The sequence below is a fragment of the Pandoraea oxalativorans genome (assembly GCF_000972785.3).
In the GTDB taxonomy this organism is placed as follows: domain Bacteria; phylum Pseudomonadota; class Gammaproteobacteria; order Burkholderiales; family Burkholderiaceae; genus Pandoraea; species Pandoraea oxalativorans.
Window position 1 is genome coordinate 2,635,700 of sequence record NZ_CP011253.3, and the last position, 16,418, is coordinate 2,652,117.

Here is a 16,418-nt window from a genome sequence, read left to right on the forward strand (position 1 = left end):
AGCTCCGATGCCACGTACTTCCCCCCACTTCGACGATGTCACGCTGGGCGTTCTGCACGCAGCGGCCCGACGCGCCAACGCAGCGCATCGCGAGTCGAACACGGCATTTCTCGATCAGTTCATTCGCGACGCCACCGGCGCAACGCATCGTCTGCACAGCGCACAAACCTACCTGCGCGTGTTGGCGGGTGCGGGCATCGAGCGTCTGCCCAGCGCAGGCACGGTGCAGCGGGCGATTACGCGAGCACGGCTCGGCGCGGGCGGCATTCCGCCTGCGGGCGATGCAATGTCTTTCGGCATGCGTGCCGCAGAGCAGCAGACGCTGGCGCAGCACGTCGCGCGAGTCATGGCGCTGCTCAGCCCGGACGGGAGCGGGCGTCCGGTGATCGATCCGCCGGCGGACGCCCCGTTCGACGCGATGGATGCGTACCGGCGGTTGCAGCGTCTCGAAGGAGAAAATCGCGCGTTGCGCGTGCGCGCGGAGGAGCTCACCGCCATGCTGATGGCGGCGCGTGTGGCATTAGCCGAAGCGCTGAGCCGTCACGGGCACCGTGAAAGAGGGGAGATGGGGAGTGGCGGGCGCGTGTCCGACGCGCCCGGTGCCGAGCCTCCGGGCGCGAGGGGCCAACCCGACAACCCCGACAAGCCGGGCACGTCGCGTTACGACTGACCGGCGGGTTCGGGGCCGGTGTCGGCAAAGGCGGCGGCGCGTGCGTCGAACGCCGAGGTCGACCGTTGGGGCCGTCGAATGATGCGTAGTTCGCCGTCACCGTCGGGCGATGTCGTTCGAACCTGATGAATTTCCGTCATTCCGGCTTTCCCGAGGCCGCTGCGCACGACGTATCTGGCGAGGCCCGTTCGTACCAATGCTTCGAACGGTTCACGACACGAACGACGACAAGCATCAGCGGGACTTCGACCAGCACGCCGACGACTGTCGCCAATGCTGCCCCGGAGGAGAGTGTCTGCTTGGGACTGTTTGTTGCATATGCAATCGTCAAGTGGCATCATGCCTATCGATTGAATTGCAAATGCAATCGTGTGTGGCGCCAAGGCCTTAACGGTGCGTTTGCGCCTCTTCGACAACACGACGATTGGACTATCGCAATGACAATTCAGCTCTATGGATTCTGGCGTTCGAACGCTGCGTTTCGCGTGAAGGTTGCGCTTGCCTTGAAGAAGCGCCCGTTTGAGGAGATCGAGGTCGACATTCTCGCGGGACGCCAATTCGACACCGATTATGCGAATGTCAACGCCGAGCGCGTGGTGCCGACCCTGGTTCACGACGGCCACCGGGTCTTTCAGTCGATGGCGATTATGGAGTATCTGGGCGAGGTGTTTCCCGAGCCGCGACTGATGCCGCAGACCGCGCGTGAGCGCGCGTATGTCCGTGCGGTCGCGCAAGTACACGTGGCGGATTCGCATCCGTTTGTCGTGCCGCGTGTTCGCAAGCATCTGGCGCAAACGTTCGGCGTAGGCACGGATGCCATCGAGACCTGGTGCGCGCATTGGGGGAGGGAAGGGCTGGCGACATACGAGCGGATGCTGATGGCGCGCCCGGCCGCGCCGTTCGTTGTCGGCGCGACACCTACGCTTGCGGAAATTTGCATCGCCGGTCAGAAGATCATTGCCGATCTGTATCAGGTCGACATGGACGAATTTCCCCGGGTGGCCGAATTGACGAAGCGTTGCTTCGAGATGCCGGAATTTGCCGAAGCGCATCCGATCCGGCAACCGGGGTATCGCACCGTGGCGATTTAGGCTTCGGCGGCGGCGGGGGCGGGGGCGTCGGTGGTGAAGAAACGCTCACGCATTTCTTCGAGTCCCAGTGACGCCAGAACGCTTTCCAGACGTTCGGCGGGCCGACGGCGCGGCAGATCCTTGTATTGGGCGATGATGAGTTCGTTCTTCATCGAATGCTCCCAGCCCACCAGTTCGGTCACGTTGACCTGATAGCCGTGGGCTTCGAGCTGGAGGCAGCGCAGCACGTTGGTAACCTGACTGCCGAATTCGCGCGTGTGCAACGGGTGACGCCAGATTTCCGTCAACGGATTGCCCGCCAGCTGCTGACCCTTATGTTTGCGCAGCACGGCGGCGACTTCGGCCTGGCAGCACGGCACGAGGACGATGTGACGGGCCTGCTTGGCCAGCGCAAAGCGGATGGCGTCGTCCGTTGCGGTATTGCAGGCATGGAGTGCCGTGACGACATCAACCGTTTCGGGCAATGCCGGGGAGGTGATCGAATCGGCCACGGACAGGTTCAGGAACGACATGCCGGGAAAGCCGAGGCGTCGCGCCAGCGCCGTGGAGGTCTTGACGAGTTCCTCGCGGGTTTCGATGCCGAAGATATGCGAATCGTCCGCCAGTGCCTTGAAGAACAGATCGTAGAGGATGAAGCCCAGATAGGACTTTCCGGCACCGTGATCGACGAGCGTCACGCGCTGGTTGTCGTTCTTGACTTCCTGGAGAAGCGGTTCGATGAACTGAAACAGGTGATAAACCTGCTTGAGTTTTCGCCGACTGTCCTGATTCATCTTGCCGTCGCGCGTCAGGATATGGAGTTCCTTGAGCAGTTCGATGGACTGGCCGGGACGGATTTCGTGGGTATTCGACATGGGAAACTGAATAAGCTGCGGGGGGCAATGCCTCCCGGAAACCGACAGTTTACCGAAAATGCAGCGCATGCTCCCGATGTCACCGATCATGGCGCTATCGGGCGCCTCCGGCCGGTAACGGCGCATGGGCGATGGGGCGCGGATGCACCGCTGACGAGATTTCTGAAGTCAGCGGTCGTCGCGCCGTGGGTCCGGCACGGGCAAAGGGAGCGACCAGCCCTCATGCTCGACGACTGCGGCCAGTGCGTCTTCAAACAATGCAACGGCCATGTTGGCTGCATCGCCCAGATGTCGATGCAGCAGAGCGTCAGCCGGGGAGCGGGACATGCATTCGTCGCTATAACGCTCAAAGGCTGCGATTTGGAGTACGAGTTCGACGAGATGCTTGGGACATTCGCAGGCAAGGGTTGAAGACTGACGCGCCAGTTTGCTCAACGTCTTTTCATCGAACCGATGGGGTGATCGTGACCGAAGCCGGCGGCCCGCCGACGACGCATCATCCTCATGCGTTAACGACTGCACGAAATCGGAAAGCAATGCGCATGTGTGGATCAGGGCATCGAAAGTGCGCGCCAGTCGTATCCCCGCAAGGCGAGCCAGTTCGATGGCCTGACGCGTGCCGAATGCGTAGACGACGAGAATACGGTCGCAATGGGCTGACTGCGCAACTGCGACGATGGACAGGACCGTGTCCTCACGCAGCGCCTCGACCCGTACGGCCAGCCCGCTCGCTGCCCCCGCCTTGTCGGCAAGGGGCGGAATCTCTTCGATGCTATCGAACGACTCGTACCTGACACCTGCGGGCAAATCCGACGTCATGCTGCCCCCGAAGCCGACGACGAAAAGCGTTGCGCCGTGAGTGTCATCGGCAGGAGGCGCGCTGCCAGCGCCGCTCGCCAGTCGCTTCAGTTGCTCGTTATCCAGGCGTGCGATGACACCGATGGGACGCCCATTGTCCACCAGCACCTTGATCGTTCTCAGCCGACTCACGTCCTCGTCGGAATAAAGGCGCTGTCCCGAGGCGCTGGTAGGCGGGGAGATCACGCCATATCGCTGCTCCCATATCCGTAATGTCGCGGCGGGCATGCCGACAAGTTTTGCGGCCTCGCCGCTTCGATAACGTCGAGCTGAACTCACCGAGCGTTTCCTCCCAATGATGTTGCGATTCGAATCGATTCTTTGACTCAAACCGTAGTTCATGAATTCGATTGGGTCAATAATCGGACTCAAAATTACTGTTATCGATAATTATGAGTGTGCATTACGATTCGCTCGTAACTCACTGGATGTTCGGGCGCGTCGCACGGGAAGGCACGTCATTCGCGTCGCTTCGTGCGATGTCGCAGCCTGCGGCCATGCCGAGTTCGCCCGACCGGCCGTTGGGCTTGTTGTGGCGGATAAGGGATAATGGGCGTCGGTCGGGGGCGAATCATCGCTATGCAAAACGCTCGCCCGCGCACCGACGTCTTAACTCAGAGATTTGCTATGCGTGACATCATTGACGGCTTTCTGCGTTTCCAGCGGGAGGCCTTTCCTCAGCGCGTCGAGCTCTTCAAGCGGCTCGCCACGAGTCAGAACCCCAAAGCCCTCTTCGTGACCTGTTCGGATAGCCGGGTCGTTCCGGAACTGCTCACGCAGCGCGAGCCCGGCGAGCTATTCGTCATTCGCAATGCCGGAAACATCGTTCCGTCATACGGACCGGAGCCGGGGGGTGTTTCCGCTACGGTCGAGTATGCAGTGTCGGTGCTGGGCGTCCAGGACATTGTGATCTGCGGCCACTCGGACTGCGGCGCGATGGCCGCGATTTCACGCTGCACCTGCCTCGACCATATGCCCGCAGTGGCCAACTGGTTGCGTCACGCCGACGCCGCGAAGGCAATCAATGCAGCGCATTCTTACGAGACGCCCGCCGCAAAGCTCGACGGGCTGGTCAGAGAAAATGTGATCGCTCAGCTGGCGAACATTCGCACGCATCCGTCGGTGGCCCTGGCGCTTGAGCAGGGCCGTATGAACCTGCATGGATGGGTGTACGACATCGAAACCGGCGGCATCGACGCGCTGGACGGGGAGACGCGCAAGTTCGTCCCGCTGGCTGACTCGCCGACCACGGTGGCCGTCGCCTCTCGCGTTCGATAACGAGGGGGGTTGCGCAGCGTCCGTCGTGCGACGCTGCGCAACCCCCATATCGCGGAAGCTTGACAGGCCGGACGTGGCTTTCTTGCCTGGGTTCGCACGCCATCTGCCTAACTCGCCGGGCAAGTCATCCGATGCTGAGGCCCAAACCAATCACTAAGTAGAAAAGGCCCGCAGCCAAAAAGGGGAATGCGGGCCGACCGGCGTTTTGTCGAATGATGTTGTCTTGAAGAGACTGCCCGAAAAGTAGATGAAATTGCGTCTCCCCATATAACACAAGATTATTTGTAACGATAGATACTGCTCGGTAGAGTAAGCGACATGAATACGTGGATTGTCTTCATCACCAGCTTGCCGACTGAGAATGCGACGGCCCGCATGCGTGCATGGCGTGCCCTCAAGGCGTCCGGTGCGGCGGTGCTCCGCGACGGCGTCTATCTGTTGCCGGGGGTGCCGTCATGCCGTGCGGCGCTTCAGGCGGTGGAGAACGATGTCCTGACGTCCGGCGGCACGGCCTACCTGCTCGACGTTCAGGCGCCGCAGAGCATCGATTTCATCCCGATGTTCGACCGTAGCGATCACTACGCGGCGCTGATGGGGGAGGTCGCGCAGGCCCGCAGCACGTTGAGCGCCGAAACCGCACTCGACTCGCTGAAGCAGTGTCGCAAGCTACGGAAGGGATTTCAGACGATTTCCGATCTGGACTTTTTCCCGGGAGAGGCTCGACGGCAAGCGGACTCAGCGCTCCAGTCGCGCGAAGCGTTGGCCAATCAAGTGCTCTCGCCCAACGAGCCGCGTGCAAAAGCCGACGCGCTGATCGCAAGCGTTGCGGTGGGTGACTTTCAGGGGCGCACGTGGGCAACCCGTCGACGCCCTTGGGTGGATCGTCTGGCATGTGCATGGCTGATCCGTCGGTTCATCGACCGCAAGGCGCGAATGCTCTGGCTAGAAAGTCCGGAAGACTGCCCGCCGGACGCGCTCGGATTTGATTTCGATGGCGCCCGATTTACGCACGTAGGCGCCAAGGTGAGCTTTGAGGTGCTGGTCGAGAGCTTCGGGTTGGGCAGTTCCGCGCTCGACCGTATCGGTGCGCTCGTGCATTACCTCGACATCGGCGGCATCCAGCCGCCGGAAGCGGCGGGTGTGGAACAGGTGCTTGCCGGATTGCGGCACGCGCTGGATGACGACGACAAGTTGGTGGCGGCCGCAGCGCACATTTTTGACGGTTTGCTGACGGCGTTCTCGGCAAAGGAAGACGCGCCCGCGTCGGCGTAGGGCTGCTATGCGACTTCTCGATCGCCGTGCCACGGCGCTTAGCTGAGCAGGAAGCGTACAACGATTATCGACGCCGGGAAAAACCGATGGAAACGCAGGCGATGGATCCGACCAAATCATCCACTTCACCTATTGCGGACGTGCCCGCGCATGAGCGCCACGGGGTCTCGTTTCGCGACGCGTTTTGGGTGTGGGTACGCGTTGCAGCACTGAGTTTCGGTGGCCCGGCGGGGCAGATTGCGGTGATGCATCGCATCCTGGTCGAAGAAAAGCGTTGGATCAGCGAGACGCGCTTTCTGCACGCGTTGAACTATTGCACGCTGGTCCCCGGGCCGGAGGCACACAAGCTTGTGGTTTATGTAGGGTGGCTGCTGCATCGGACACGCGGTGGTCTGGTTGCGGGCCTTCTGTTTATTTTGCCCGGGCTGCTTGCCTTGGGCGTATTGAGTTGGATCTATGCCAGTTACGGCAATGTCGGGATCGTACAGGCGCTTTTCTTTGGTTTGAAGGCGGCAGTGCTGGCTGTCGTACTGGAGGCCGTGCAACGCGTCGGCCGCCGCGCATTGAAGACTCGCACGATGGTCGGTGTGGCTGCACTTTCGTTCATCGCCATCTTCTTCGTCGGCGTACCTTTTCCGCTAATCATTGCGGCTGCCGCAGTCATTGGCCTCGCTGGCAATGCGTTGGGGTGGAAGGGGATCAAGGTCGGTGCAGGGCATGGCGCAGGCGCGCAGGACGACGGGCCGCCGGCTGCCATCGACGCAGCGTTTGCCGTCGAGGTTCCGGAGCACGTCAGGCCGTCGCATACGCGAGCGCTCCGGATCGCTGCGATCAGCCTGACGATCTGGCTGGGGCCATTGGTCGTCCTGTACCTCACACTCGGGGGCGAAAACGTCTATACGCACATTGCTGCGTTCTTCAGCAAGATGGCGGTGGTTACGTTTGGCGGCGCGTACGCGATTCTGTCCTACGTCGCACAGCAGGCCGTAGAGCACTTTCATTGGCTCGCGCCCGGCGAGATGCTGGCGGGCTTGGGTATGGCGGAAACCACGCCGGGGCCGCTCATCAGCGTGGTGCAGTTCGTGGGTTTCATGGCGGCCTATCGTCAACCGGGGGCGCTGGATCCCGTGCTTGCAGGCACGCTCGGCGGCATCACCGCCAAGTGGGCGACTTTCGCGCCGTCCTTCCTGCTGATTTTCGTGGGTGCGCCGTACATGGAGGCTTTGCGCACTAACAAAGCGCTCAGCGCCACGCTATCGACAATCACGGCAGCGGTGGTTGGCGTCATTCTCAATCTCGCCATCTGGTTCGCGTTGCACACCTTGTTTGCGAAGGTCGACGTGCGGCACGCCTACGGTCTCACGCTTCAGGTGCCGTATCTCGCGAGCCTTGACCCGTGGTCGCTGTTACTCGCTACCGTCGCGACGTTTATGTTGTTTCGTCTGAAGGCAGGAATGATCACGACGCTTGTCGTGTGTTGTGCGGCGGGGGTTGCGATCTATTTGCTGGGATGGGCGACTTGAACTGCGTCTGAGCGCCGTTTTGGACTCTGAGAGGTCTAGGCTATTTTCAAATGTCAGGTCTAGGCTATTTTCAAATGTCCAGTTTACGGCTACGTTCAAATGTCCGCTTGTACATGACCTACGTGCTCTCAACTCTTTGACTTAGTCGGCGCTGTCCACCAGCGGCCAAGCTCGCTTTTGCAAGCGTTGCAATGCCTCCAAAACGTCATCCTCCCCCATGCTGCGTTGAGACTTCCTGCCCGGCGGCCGACCGCGTTTGCGAGGCGTCTCGTCATTGACCGACCCCGGCAAAGACTGGGACCGCCGATTGTCACGCTTCTCCTGTACTAACTGGGCAAGCTGCAGCACATGCCCGAGGCGCTTGTTATCCACGATCGCGCCTTGATCGACCTCAGAGAGCCGATCGTAGAGGATGAAGGGGAGGGCAACGCCTTTGGCCCGCGGCTCAATACGGCCATCCGGGTATTGGTAGACGTCAATGTAGTGGCCCGCCAGTTTGCGAGCCTCTGGCGTTTCCGTCAGAAGATACAGCTTCTTGTCATATTGAAGCGTGAGGCTCTTTGACACGCACCGCGGCTCGCGCCAGGTAAAGATCAACTCCAGATGCATGATGAATCGCCCCGGCTTTCGAGGAGGCCGGTTGGTTTAAGTTAACGCAGGCGCTTCAGCAGTATTTCTGAGTTGCCTGTAGTAGTTTGCCTCAGCCTCGGCTGGCGGGATATAGCCCAGCGGTTCCATCAGCCGATGATGGTTGTACCAGGCTACCCATTCCAGGGTGGCGAGCTCGACGGATTCCTTCGTTTTCCAAGGCGCTCGCCGGTGAATCAGTTCCGTTTTGTATAGACCGTTGATCGTTTCCGCCAGGGCGTTGTCATAGCTGTCGCCGCGGCTGCCGACCGATGGCTCAATGCCCGCTTGGGCAAGTCGCTCGGTGTACCGAATGGAAACATATTGCGATCCCCTGACGCCCTTCTAAAGGTCAAGAGGTAAATTGGGTCTGCGCGATCTGGCGGTAACGTTGCCGGATGGCGTAGAAGACCTCTCGTGCGATATAGCGCTTGAGGCATCGAATCGCTTCAAGCTTTGAGTGGCCCTCGCTGACGCGTTTGGCGACATAGGCTTTTGTGCGATCGTCGGTTCGCAATCGACCGATGGCGATAATGTGCAGGGCGCTGTTGGCCGCGCGATCTCCACCGCGATTCAGTCGATGTCGTGTCACCTTGCCAGAAGACGCCGGGACGGGACTCACTCCACAGAGGGCGGCGAAGCTGGCCTCTGACTGAAGCCGGTCGCTGTTGTCGCCAGCGGTCAGTAGCAGTTGCGAAGCGGACTCATAGCCAATTGAATACCGGGAGACCAGATCGGGGGCGAGTTCATCGACCAGAGCCGCGATCATGACATCGAGGTCGGCGATCTCGTCGTGCAACTCGAGATACCGACGCCCCAGTGATTTTAATGCAATCCGGTTGGCAGAGATCAGGCTCCGATAGTCAGACAGATCGGGACGCCACGCGGCCAATGTTCGAATAAGCTGCATCCGTGTCATCTTGCGCAGCGATTCGCGTAACTCGTCAGGCGCGCTGATGATGGTACTGTGAATTAGTTGCAATGCAACGCGCCTCGCGGAGATGGCGGTCTTCCGGCAGACTTTCAGAACGCGCAGCGATTCAATCATGCCGTCGCGTGTCTTGGGCGTGACTGTACGCACACCAGCAAAGGCAGCATGCGCCGCGTTGCAAGCGTCCAGCGTGTCGTCCTTGCCGCGTTTGCGCCGGTCGCTCCTGTCGGGTGCCGTGACCTCAAGCACCGTTACGTGGGCCAGTTGAAGGTAGCGAAGCAAGCCCGCTCCGTAGGAGCCGGTGCATTCGACGCCAACCCGGGCAAGCTCTCCGAATGAGCGCATCCAGAGCAGCATCTGTTTGTAGCCATGCCGCGTGGTAGGGAAGCATTCACTGCCGAGCAGACGATCGTGTTCGTCAACGACAGCTGCAACATGCACGTCCTTATGGGTATCCACGCCGCCCACAACGTTGCGATATCCAGAAATAGCCGGTTCTTCTTTCATGAGCCTTGCTCCGGTTGCCGATGAGATTGAGGCGATTTCACCGGCATCGAGTACCTGGACAAGACAGTAAAGCGACAGAGCGTCAGGCCCTTCTTGAGTCACACGTATCGACGAGGCGAAACCTCGCCGCTCGGCGGTTCCGGACGATCGACAGGTCAGGGGAAAGACACTACGTCGATCGGAATGTGGGTCAGGTCGCCCGGAACGCTTTACGGCACCAAAAGTCGCCGGACAGCCCTCATTGAAAGCCGCGAGAAGCCCGGAAACATCTGATACCCGTATTCTTACTGTCGGAGTGATGGATCAGCGTCCCGTCGTCGCCCGGTTGGCGGGCATACAGCGCTTGTTCAAGCGCATCGAGTACGAAGTCGGTGCGCATGGTACGACTCACCCGCCAGCCAACGATGCGTCGTGCAAACACGTCGATGACGAACGCCACGTACAGCCAGCCCTGCCACGTCGAAACGTAGGTGAAATCGGAAACCCAGAGCTGATTCGGCCGGTCGGCTTTGAATTGGCGATTGACCCGGTCCAGCGGGCGAGGTGCCGAGACATCGGGAATCGTTGTGCGAACCCGTTTGCCGCGCACCGCGCCTTGCAATCCCAGCCGCTGCATCAGTCGCTCGACCGTGCAGCGGGCCACCCGAATTTGCTCCCGGTTCATCTGCCTCCAGACCTTGTCTGCGCCGTAGACCCGCATGTTGGCGTGCCAGACACGCTGGATTTCCGGGCACAGCACGTCGTCACGCTTGACTCGGGCGCAGCGCTTGGATGGATCGCGAAGCTGGGCAGCATGGCGCCAGTAACCCGACGGGGCAATCCGCAAAACCTTGCAGATCGACTCGACCCCGAAGGTGTCGCGATGCTGATCGATGAAGGCTTTCAGGACTTGATACGGCGGTCGAGCTCCGCCTGGGCGAAAAACGCGCTGGCCAGTTTGAGAATCTCGTTGGTCTTGCGCAATTCCTTGTTCTCGCGCTCCAGCGCCTTCAGGCGATCACGCTCGCTCGCGCTCAGGCCGGCACGTTCGCCGTTATCGATCTTGTCGCGCTTGACCCAATCGTTCAGCGTTTGCGGCGTGCAGCCGATCATCGGCGCAATCGACTCGACCGCCGCCCACAGCGACGGATGCTCGCTACGCTGCTCGCGCACCAGGCGCACTGCGCGCTCCCGGACTTCCGGGGAAAACTTGCTCGATCTCTTGTTCATGGCTCCATTCTCTCAAGAGTTGGAGCCTTGTATCTTCGTCTTCGTGATGGTTAGCTACCGTCACATGAGGTGAAGTGAGCATGTTTGGAGCCTGAAGGCTTGGACCTTGCTGTGGAGATAATGCCCTTCGCCTCGCCCTCACCAGCACAGACACTGAACCGGAAATTTTCAAGCTAGTTGTCGCCTCCACGAATAAATTTCAGGCGGCCTTTCTCTCCTGACTACGGCGCTGTGCGGCGACGTCCTGGTGGTCGATGCGATCCGGGTTCAGGTGCACAGCATCGACGCGCTGCCAGTTGCGCGTGCGGCCTTTCCAGCGCAGCGGGTGGCGTTGCCGGGCGGCCTCATAAAGCGCTGCTCGTCGATCCAAAATGGTCTGGTCGAGATTGGCATGGCGCTGCGCCGGCGTCACGAACCGGATCGCGCTGTGACGGTGCTCTTCGTTATACCAGCGCACCAGCGCGCCCACCCAGGTGCGTGCGGCGAGCAGGGTGTCAAATGCCCTCAGCGGGTAAGTCGGCCGGTACTTTAGGGTCTTGAACAACGATTCAGAATAAGGGTTGTCGTTGCTCACGCCCGGGCGGCTGAGCGAGTGCATGACGCCCAGCGTCTGGAGGGTGGCGAGCATCGTCGCACCTTTCATCGGGCCGCCGTTATCCGAATGCAGAATCACCTGGTCGGGTGGTATCGCTTCGCGCGCACACAGGTCCTTGAGCACTTCACTGGCCAGTGCGCTGCTTTCCTGCGCATAGACCTGCCAACCAACGATCTTTCGGCTGAACACGTCCAGAAACAGGTACAGATAAAAATACTGCCCGCGAACCGTGCTCGGCAGATAGGTGATGTCCCAGCTGTACAACTGGTTCGGCGCACGCGCGCACACCGCACGGGGCTTGCTATGGGCCTGGGCCGGCCGTTCGCTGCGCCGGTGGGCGAGTTGCTTCTCGGCCTTCAGGACCCGGTAGAAAGTCGATTCCGAGGCAATATAGCGTTGCTGATCTGCCAAGCGCGGCACGATCTGGCTGGGCGGCAGATGACCCAATTCGGCCGAGTTCGCCACCGCCAGAAGCTCGGCGCGCTCCTCGGCGCTAAGCTTATGGCGCGGCTCGTGGTGTCGTAATGTGCGCCGGTCCACTGCGTCAGGTTCGCCGCGCTGCCAGCGCTGAACGGTGCGGGCACTGAGCCCCAGAATGACGCACGCGCGTGCTTGGCGAGCCCCGGCCCGAGTCGCCTCGGTGATCAGACCAATCAATACTTTGCGCTGCTCAGACGACGTCATTCGGCCTCGTCCCCGAGCAGCGCACGGTACTTTTTTTGCAGCACCAGTAGCGCCGCAGCCTCAGCCAGCGCCTTCTCCTTGCGCTTCAACTCGCGCTGCAGTTCAACATTGGCCTGCTTCAGAACCCGCACCTCTTGGGCGCTTTCGCGCCGGCTATCACCGTTTCTGCCCGCGGCACAGAACTGCGCTCGCCACTGCGCGAGATGATGCGCAAACAAGCCGCGCTCCCGGCACCAGCCATGCAAGGCTTCGTCGACCAGACCATGGCTCTCCTGCAAGGCCATTAGCCGTTCCTCCAGCGACCAATCTTCCGGTCGTTTTGCGTGTGCAGAGCCCGAGCTCCGATTCGCGGCAGCGGCGCCTCTCATCCATTTCCTCAATGTCAGTACGTTCACGTTCAATTCGTCGGCCACCGCGCCAACCGTGCGGCTCCCACGCCGCAGGACCTTCGACAGCGCTTGCTCCTTGAACTCGACAGAATACGTTTGTTTCACTTTCAACTTACACCTCTGACGCTACTTAATAAGGAAGTTCAGAGGCGACAACTAGTATGACGCCGGGGGGAACGGTAGCCAAGGGCGTGGACCCTGTATGTACAAGGCAAGTGGGTGAGTTGGTATTGATTCCTCGATTAAGGATCAAATTGATGTTCTACCTCGGTATTGATGTTGCCAAAGCCAAGCTGGATTGCTGCCTGCTGGACATGACAAACGGCAAGCGTAGTACGAAGGTTGTTGCCAATAGCCGCGCCGGCCTAACCGATCTGTTGGGCTGGTTGGGCAAGAGACACACCGAGCCGAGCCACGTACATGTCGCGCTCGAAGGTACCGGCGTCTATCACGAGATGGCCGCGTGTGGCCTGCACGATGCCGGGCTCTCCGTGTCTGTCGTTAATCCTGCGCAGGTGCGTGCTTTTGCGACGGGAATGGGCGTGCGCACGAAGAACGACATGGTAGACAGCCACGTGTTAGCGCGCTTTGCGATGCACGCACAGCCAATGCGCTGGAGTCCTCCAGCGCCCGAGGCTCGCATACTTCAAGCACTGATGGCGCGCCGTGAAGCGCTTGCACAAGATCTTCAGCGTGAGCGCAACCGGCATGAGAAAGCGGAAATCACGGCTCCAACGGCCCCCGGCGTCATACTAGTTGTCGCCTCTGAACTTCCTTATTAAGTAGCGTCAGAGGTGTAAGTTGAAAGTGAAACAAACGTATTCTGTCGAGTTCAAGGAGCAAGCGCTGTCGAAGGTCCTGCGGCGTGGGAGCCGCACGGTTGGCGCGGTGGCCGACGAATTGAACGTGAACGTACTGACATTGAGGAAATGGATGAGAGGCGCCGCTGCCGCGAATCGGAGCTCGGGCTCTGCACACGCAAAACGACCGGAAGATTGGTCGCTGGAGGAACGGCTAATGGCCTTGCAGGAGAGCCATGGTCTGGTCGACGAAGCCTTGCATGGCTGGTGCCGGGAGCGCGGCTTGTTTGCGCATCATCTCGCGCAGTGGCGAGCGCAGTTCTGTGCCGCGGGCAGAAACGGTGATAGCTGGCGCGAAAGCGCCCAAGAGGTGCGGGTTCTGAAGCAGGCCAATGTTGAACTGCAGCGCGAGTTGAAGCGCAAGGAGAAGGCGCTGGCTGAGGCTGCGGCGCTACTGGTGCTGCAAAAAAAGTACCGTGCGCTGCTCGGGGACGAGGCCGAATGACGTCGTCTGAGCAGCGCAAAGTATTGATTGGTCTGATCACCGAGGCGACTCGGGCCGGGGCTCGCCAAGCACGCGCGTGCGTCATTCTGGGGCTCAGTGCCCGCACCGTTCAGCGCTGGCAGCGCGGCGAACCTGACGCAGTGGACCGGCGCACATTACGACACCACGAGCCGCGCCATAAGCTTAGCGCCGAGGAGCGCGCCGAGCTTCTGGCGGTGGCGAACTCGGCCGAATTGGGTCATCTGCCGCCCAGCCAGATCGTGCCGCGCTTGGCAGATCAGCAACGCTATATTGCCTCGGAATCGACTTTCTACCGGGTCCTGAAGGCCGAGAAGCAACTCGCCCACCGGCGCAGCGAACGGCCGGCCCAGGCCCATAGCAAGCCCCGTGCGGTGTGCGCGCGTGCGCCGAACCAGTTGTACAGCTGGGACATCACCTATCTGCCGAGCACGGTTCGCGGGCAGTATTTTTATCTGTACCTGTTTCTGGACGTGTTCAGCCGAAAGATCGTTGGTTGGCAGGTCTATGCGCAGGAAAGCAGCGCACTGGCCAGTGAAGTGCTCAAGGACCTGTGTGCGCGCGAAGCGATACCACCCGACCAGGTGATTCTGCATTCGGATAACGGCGGCCCGATGAAAGGTGCGACGATGCTCGCCACCCTCCAGACGCTGGGCGTCATGCACTCGCTCAGCCGCCCGGGCGTGAGCAACGACAACCCTTATTCTGAATCGTTGTTCAAGACCCTAAAGTACCGGCCGACTTACCCGCTGAGGGCATTTGACACCCTGCTCGCCGCACGCACCTGGGTGGGCGCGCTGGTGCGCTGGTATAACGAAGAGCACCGTCACAGCGCGATCCGGTTCGTGACGCCGGCGCAGCGCCATGCCAATCTCGACCAGACCATTTTGGATCGACGAGCAGCGCTTTATGAGGCCGCCCGGCAACGCCACCCGCTGCGCTGGAAAGGCCGCACGCGCAACTGGCAGCGCGTCGATGCTGTGCACCTGAACCCGGATCGCATCGACCACCAGGACGTCGCCGCACAGCGCCGTAGTCAGGAGAGAAAGGCCGCCTGAAATTTATTCGTGGAGGCGACAACTAGCTTGAAAATTTCCGACGGCGCTAGTCCTGCATTCGATTCTCGAGACGATCGAGTTTTTGGAGCGCCATTTAGCCAGCCTGCAACGCGAGATCGATGATCACATTGCTGCCCATCCGGGCCTTAAAGCAAACTTGATGCTGCTGCAAAGTATCCCGGCAGTTGGCCCTCAGGTAGGCCGCACGCTGCTTGCCATCATGCACGCGCGCCACTTCGATTCTGCAGAACAACTTGCGGCGTATCTCGGCCTGGTGCCGGTGCAGAGGCAGTCGGGATCGTCGATCCAGGGCCCTTCACGTTTATCGAAGGCCGGGCCGCCCAAGGTACGGGCAACTCTCTACATGGCGGCCGTCGTCGCTAAACGCTATAACCCCCACATCAAGGCATTGTGTGAACGCTTGGCAGCGCGTGGCAAATCCACCATGTCTATACTCGGCGCTGCAATGCGTAAGCTTGTGCATCTGTGTTTCGGCGTTCTGAAGACACGACAGCCTTATCGGGCGAACTACGTCGCAATCGCTTGACGGGCAAGACGGTATCTCCACAAAATCCGGGGCGGTTCATGAAGGCGTTGACCGCCTCCATCGTGCTGATCCCGCGCAGCCTCATCTCCTTGACGAGTCGGTCCTGTAACGTCTTGTGCGTACGCTCGACACGTCCCTTGGCCTGGCTCGTGTTGGCGCAAAACGTCTCGACATTGAGCTCGTAGGCCGCCCGCCCAAACTGCGTCACGCCTTTGCCGGCTACGCTTTGACGATCTTTGACGTAGAACACGCTGAACTTGTCGCTGTACAGCGCTACGGGCTTGCCGTGGGCCGTCAGATACTTTCGCAGCGCTTCAAAATAGCTAAACGTCGACTCCGTCTGCGTGAAGTGCAGCGTCATCAGACGGCCCGTCGCGTCATCGATGAACACCAGCAACGTGCACGCCGGCGCCCGCTCCTCGAACCACCGATGATCGCTGCCGTCAATCTGGATCAGCTCGCCGAGGCACGCGCGTCGGTTGCGTGGCTGGTGGACCTTGGGCGCGCGCTGTTTGCGAGGAATCCACAGACCGGCAGCCATCATCAGCGTGCGCACGGTCTCGACCGACAGACAGATGCCATGGCATTCCCGAAGCTTTTCGCAAGCCAACGTTGGACCAAAATCGGCGTATCGCTCCCGAACGATGACCACTGCGCGTCGTGCTACACCGTCGGGCAATCGGTGGTTGCTCGCCCGACCTCGCTTGCCGCAGACCAAGCCAGCGATGCCTGCGGCCCGGTAGCGGTGCACGAGACGCTCTATCTGACGCACGCTTAACCCGAGCCGGTTCGCCGCCTGGCCAGGCTTCAGACGCCGCTCACAAACGGCCTGTACGACCTTCAACCGATCCAGCTCGGTCATCGACATGGTGATCGTCCCAGATGCGTTCATGGCCGGCGCTCCTCAAGCAATGCCGGCCACCAGCTTGAACCTTCAAACACGACATTTCAATTTAGCGCAAACACGACATTTGAACTTTGGACTTACATGCTATGTTCGCA

The 16,418-nt window shown here is 60.6% G+C and carries 12 protein-coding genes, 6 pseudogenes and 1 other annotated feature; of the genes and pseudogenes, 8 read left to right on the forward strand and 10 right to left on the reverse strand.

Annotated features, from left to right (window positions below; genetic code table 11):
* Positions 1-7: 7 nt before the first annotated feature.
* Positions 8-670 (forward strand): hypothetical protein, encoded by a 663-nt coding sequence (locus tag MB84_RS11800; RefSeq protein ID WP_046291918.1) that lies wholly within the window; start codon positions 8-10, stop codon positions 668-670.
* Here the strand turns inward: MB84_RS11800 and MB84_RS29875 are convergent.
* Positions 661-810 (reverse strand): hypothetical protein, encoded by a 150-nt coding sequence (locus tag MB84_RS29875; protein WP_157122701.1) that lies wholly within the window; start codon positions 808-810, stop codon positions 661-663. The genes MB84_RS11800 and MB84_RS29875 overlap by 10 nt on opposite strands.
* Positions 807-1,001 (reverse strand): hypothetical protein, encoded by a 195-nt coding sequence (locus MB84_RS11805; protein ID WP_052653222.1) that lies wholly within the window; start codon positions 999-1,001, stop codon positions 807-809. Before MB84_RS11805 ends, MB84_RS29875 begins: the two co-directional genes overlap by 4 nt.
* 106 nt (positions 1,002-1,107) lie before the next feature.
* Here MB84_RS11805 and maiA point away from each other — a divergent pair, with 106 nt between their 5' ends.
* Positions 1,108-1,761: a maleylacetoacetate isomerase gene (gene maiA / locus MB84_RS11810; RefSeq protein ID WP_052653224.1), complete on the forward strand. Its 654-nt coding sequence runs from the start codon at positions 1,108-1,110 to the stop codon at positions 1,759-1,761.
* Here maiA and MB84_RS11815 read toward each other — a convergent pair.
* A complete protein-coding gene (locus tag MB84_RS11815; RefSeq protein WP_046291919.1) occupies positions 1,758-2,615 on the reverse strand; it encodes a class I SAM-dependent methyltransferase in 858 nt (285 codons plus the stop codon). The genes maiA and MB84_RS11815 overlap by 4 nt on opposite strands.
* A gap of 168 nt (positions 2,616-2,783) precedes the next feature.
* Positions 2,784-3,752, reverse strand: a complete 969-nt coding sequence (locus tag MB84_RS11820; RefSeq protein ID WP_169835001.1) for a MerR family transcriptional regulator — start codon at positions 3,750-3,752, stop codon at positions 2,784-2,786.
* Between the two features lie 348 nt (positions 3,753-4,100).
* Here MB84_RS11820 and MB84_RS11825 point away from each other — a divergent pair, with 348 nt between their 5' ends.
* From MB84_RS11825 to chrA, 3 genes are all read left to right on the forward strand, one after another.
* Positions 4,101-4,751 carry a carbonic anhydrase gene (locus MB84_RS11825; RefSeq protein ID WP_046291920.1) on the forward strand — a complete coding sequence of 217 codons (651 nt, stop codon included), beginning with the start codon at positions 4,101-4,103 and terminating at the stop codon, positions 4,749-4,751.
* A 318-nt stretch (positions 4,752-5,069) separates the two neighbouring features.
* Positions 5,070-6,023, forward strand: coding sequence for a chromate resistance protein ChrB domain-containing protein (locus MB84_RS11830; RefSeq protein ID WP_046291921.1), 954 nt, complete (start codon positions 5,070-5,072; stop codon positions 6,021-6,023).
* A gap of 101 nt (positions 6,024-6,124) precedes the next feature.
* Complete coding sequence (chrA, locus tag MB84_RS11835) at positions 6,125-7,546, forward strand: chromate efflux transporter (protein WP_046293705.1); 1,422 nt, start codon at positions 6,125-6,127, stop codon at positions 7,544-7,546.
* Between the two features lie 141 nt (positions 7,547-7,687).
* On the opposite strand, the pseudogene MB84_RS11840 reads toward chrA, so the two are convergent.
* From MB84_RS11840 to MB84_RS11860, 5 genes and pseudogenes are all read right to left on the reverse strand, one after another.
* Positions 7,688-8,149: pseudogene (locus tag MB84_RS11840) on the reverse strand (ISNCY family transposase); the annotation flags it as partial.
* Positions 8,150-8,191: 42 nt separating this feature from the next.
* Positions 8,192-8,509 (reverse strand): annotated as a pseudogene (locus MB84_RS28940) (integrase core domain-containing protein); the annotation flags it as partial.
* Between the two features lie 16 nt (positions 8,510-8,525).
* A complete protein-coding gene (locus MB84_RS11845; RefSeq protein WP_046289963.1) occupies positions 8,526-9,611 on the reverse strand; it encodes an IS110 family RNA-guided transposase in 1,086 nt (361 codons plus the stop codon).
* A gap of 289 nt (positions 9,612-9,900) precedes the next feature.
* Positions 9,901-10,820, reverse strand: a pseudogene (locus MB84_RS28945) (IS3 family transposase); the annotation flags it as partial.
* Positions 10,423-10,539 (reverse strand) — a sequence feature (AL1L pseudoknot). Its footprint overlaps the pseudogene before it by 117 nt.
* Before the next feature lie 199 nt (positions 10,821-11,019).
* A protein-coding gene (locus MB84_RS11860; protein WP_425415910.1) for an IS3 family transposase occupies positions 11,020-12,593 on the reverse strand; the annotation gives its coding sequence in 2 pieces (ribosomal slippage) (positions 11,020-12,128 and positions 12,128-12,593; 1,575 coding nt in all).
* A 152-nt stretch (positions 12,594-12,745) separates the two neighbouring features.
* Here MB84_RS11860 and MB84_RS11870 point away from each other — a divergent pair.
* The 3 genes and pseudogenes from MB84_RS11870 to MB84_RS28950 all read left to right on the forward strand — a co-directional run.
* Positions 12,746-13,270 carry an IS110 family transposase gene (locus MB84_RS11870; RefSeq protein WP_245725539.1) on the forward strand — a complete coding sequence of 175 codons (525 nt, stop codon included), beginning with the start codon at positions 12,746-12,748 and terminating at the stop codon, positions 13,268-13,270.
* Positions 13,271-13,295: 25 nt separating this feature from the next.
* Positions 13,296-14,869 (forward strand): annotated as a pseudogene (locus MB84_RS11880) (IS3 family transposase).
* 46 nt (positions 14,870-14,915) lie between these two features.
* A pseudogene (locus MB84_RS28950) lies at positions 14,916-15,416 on the forward strand (IS110 family transposase); the annotation flags it as partial.
* A gap of 13 nt (positions 15,417-15,429) precedes the next feature.
* Here MB84_RS28950 and MB84_RS11885 read toward each other — a convergent pair.
* Positions 15,430-16,308 (reverse strand): annotated as a pseudogene (locus MB84_RS11885) (ISNCY family transposase); the annotation flags it as partial.
* Positions 16,309-16,418 lie beyond the last annotated feature (110 nt).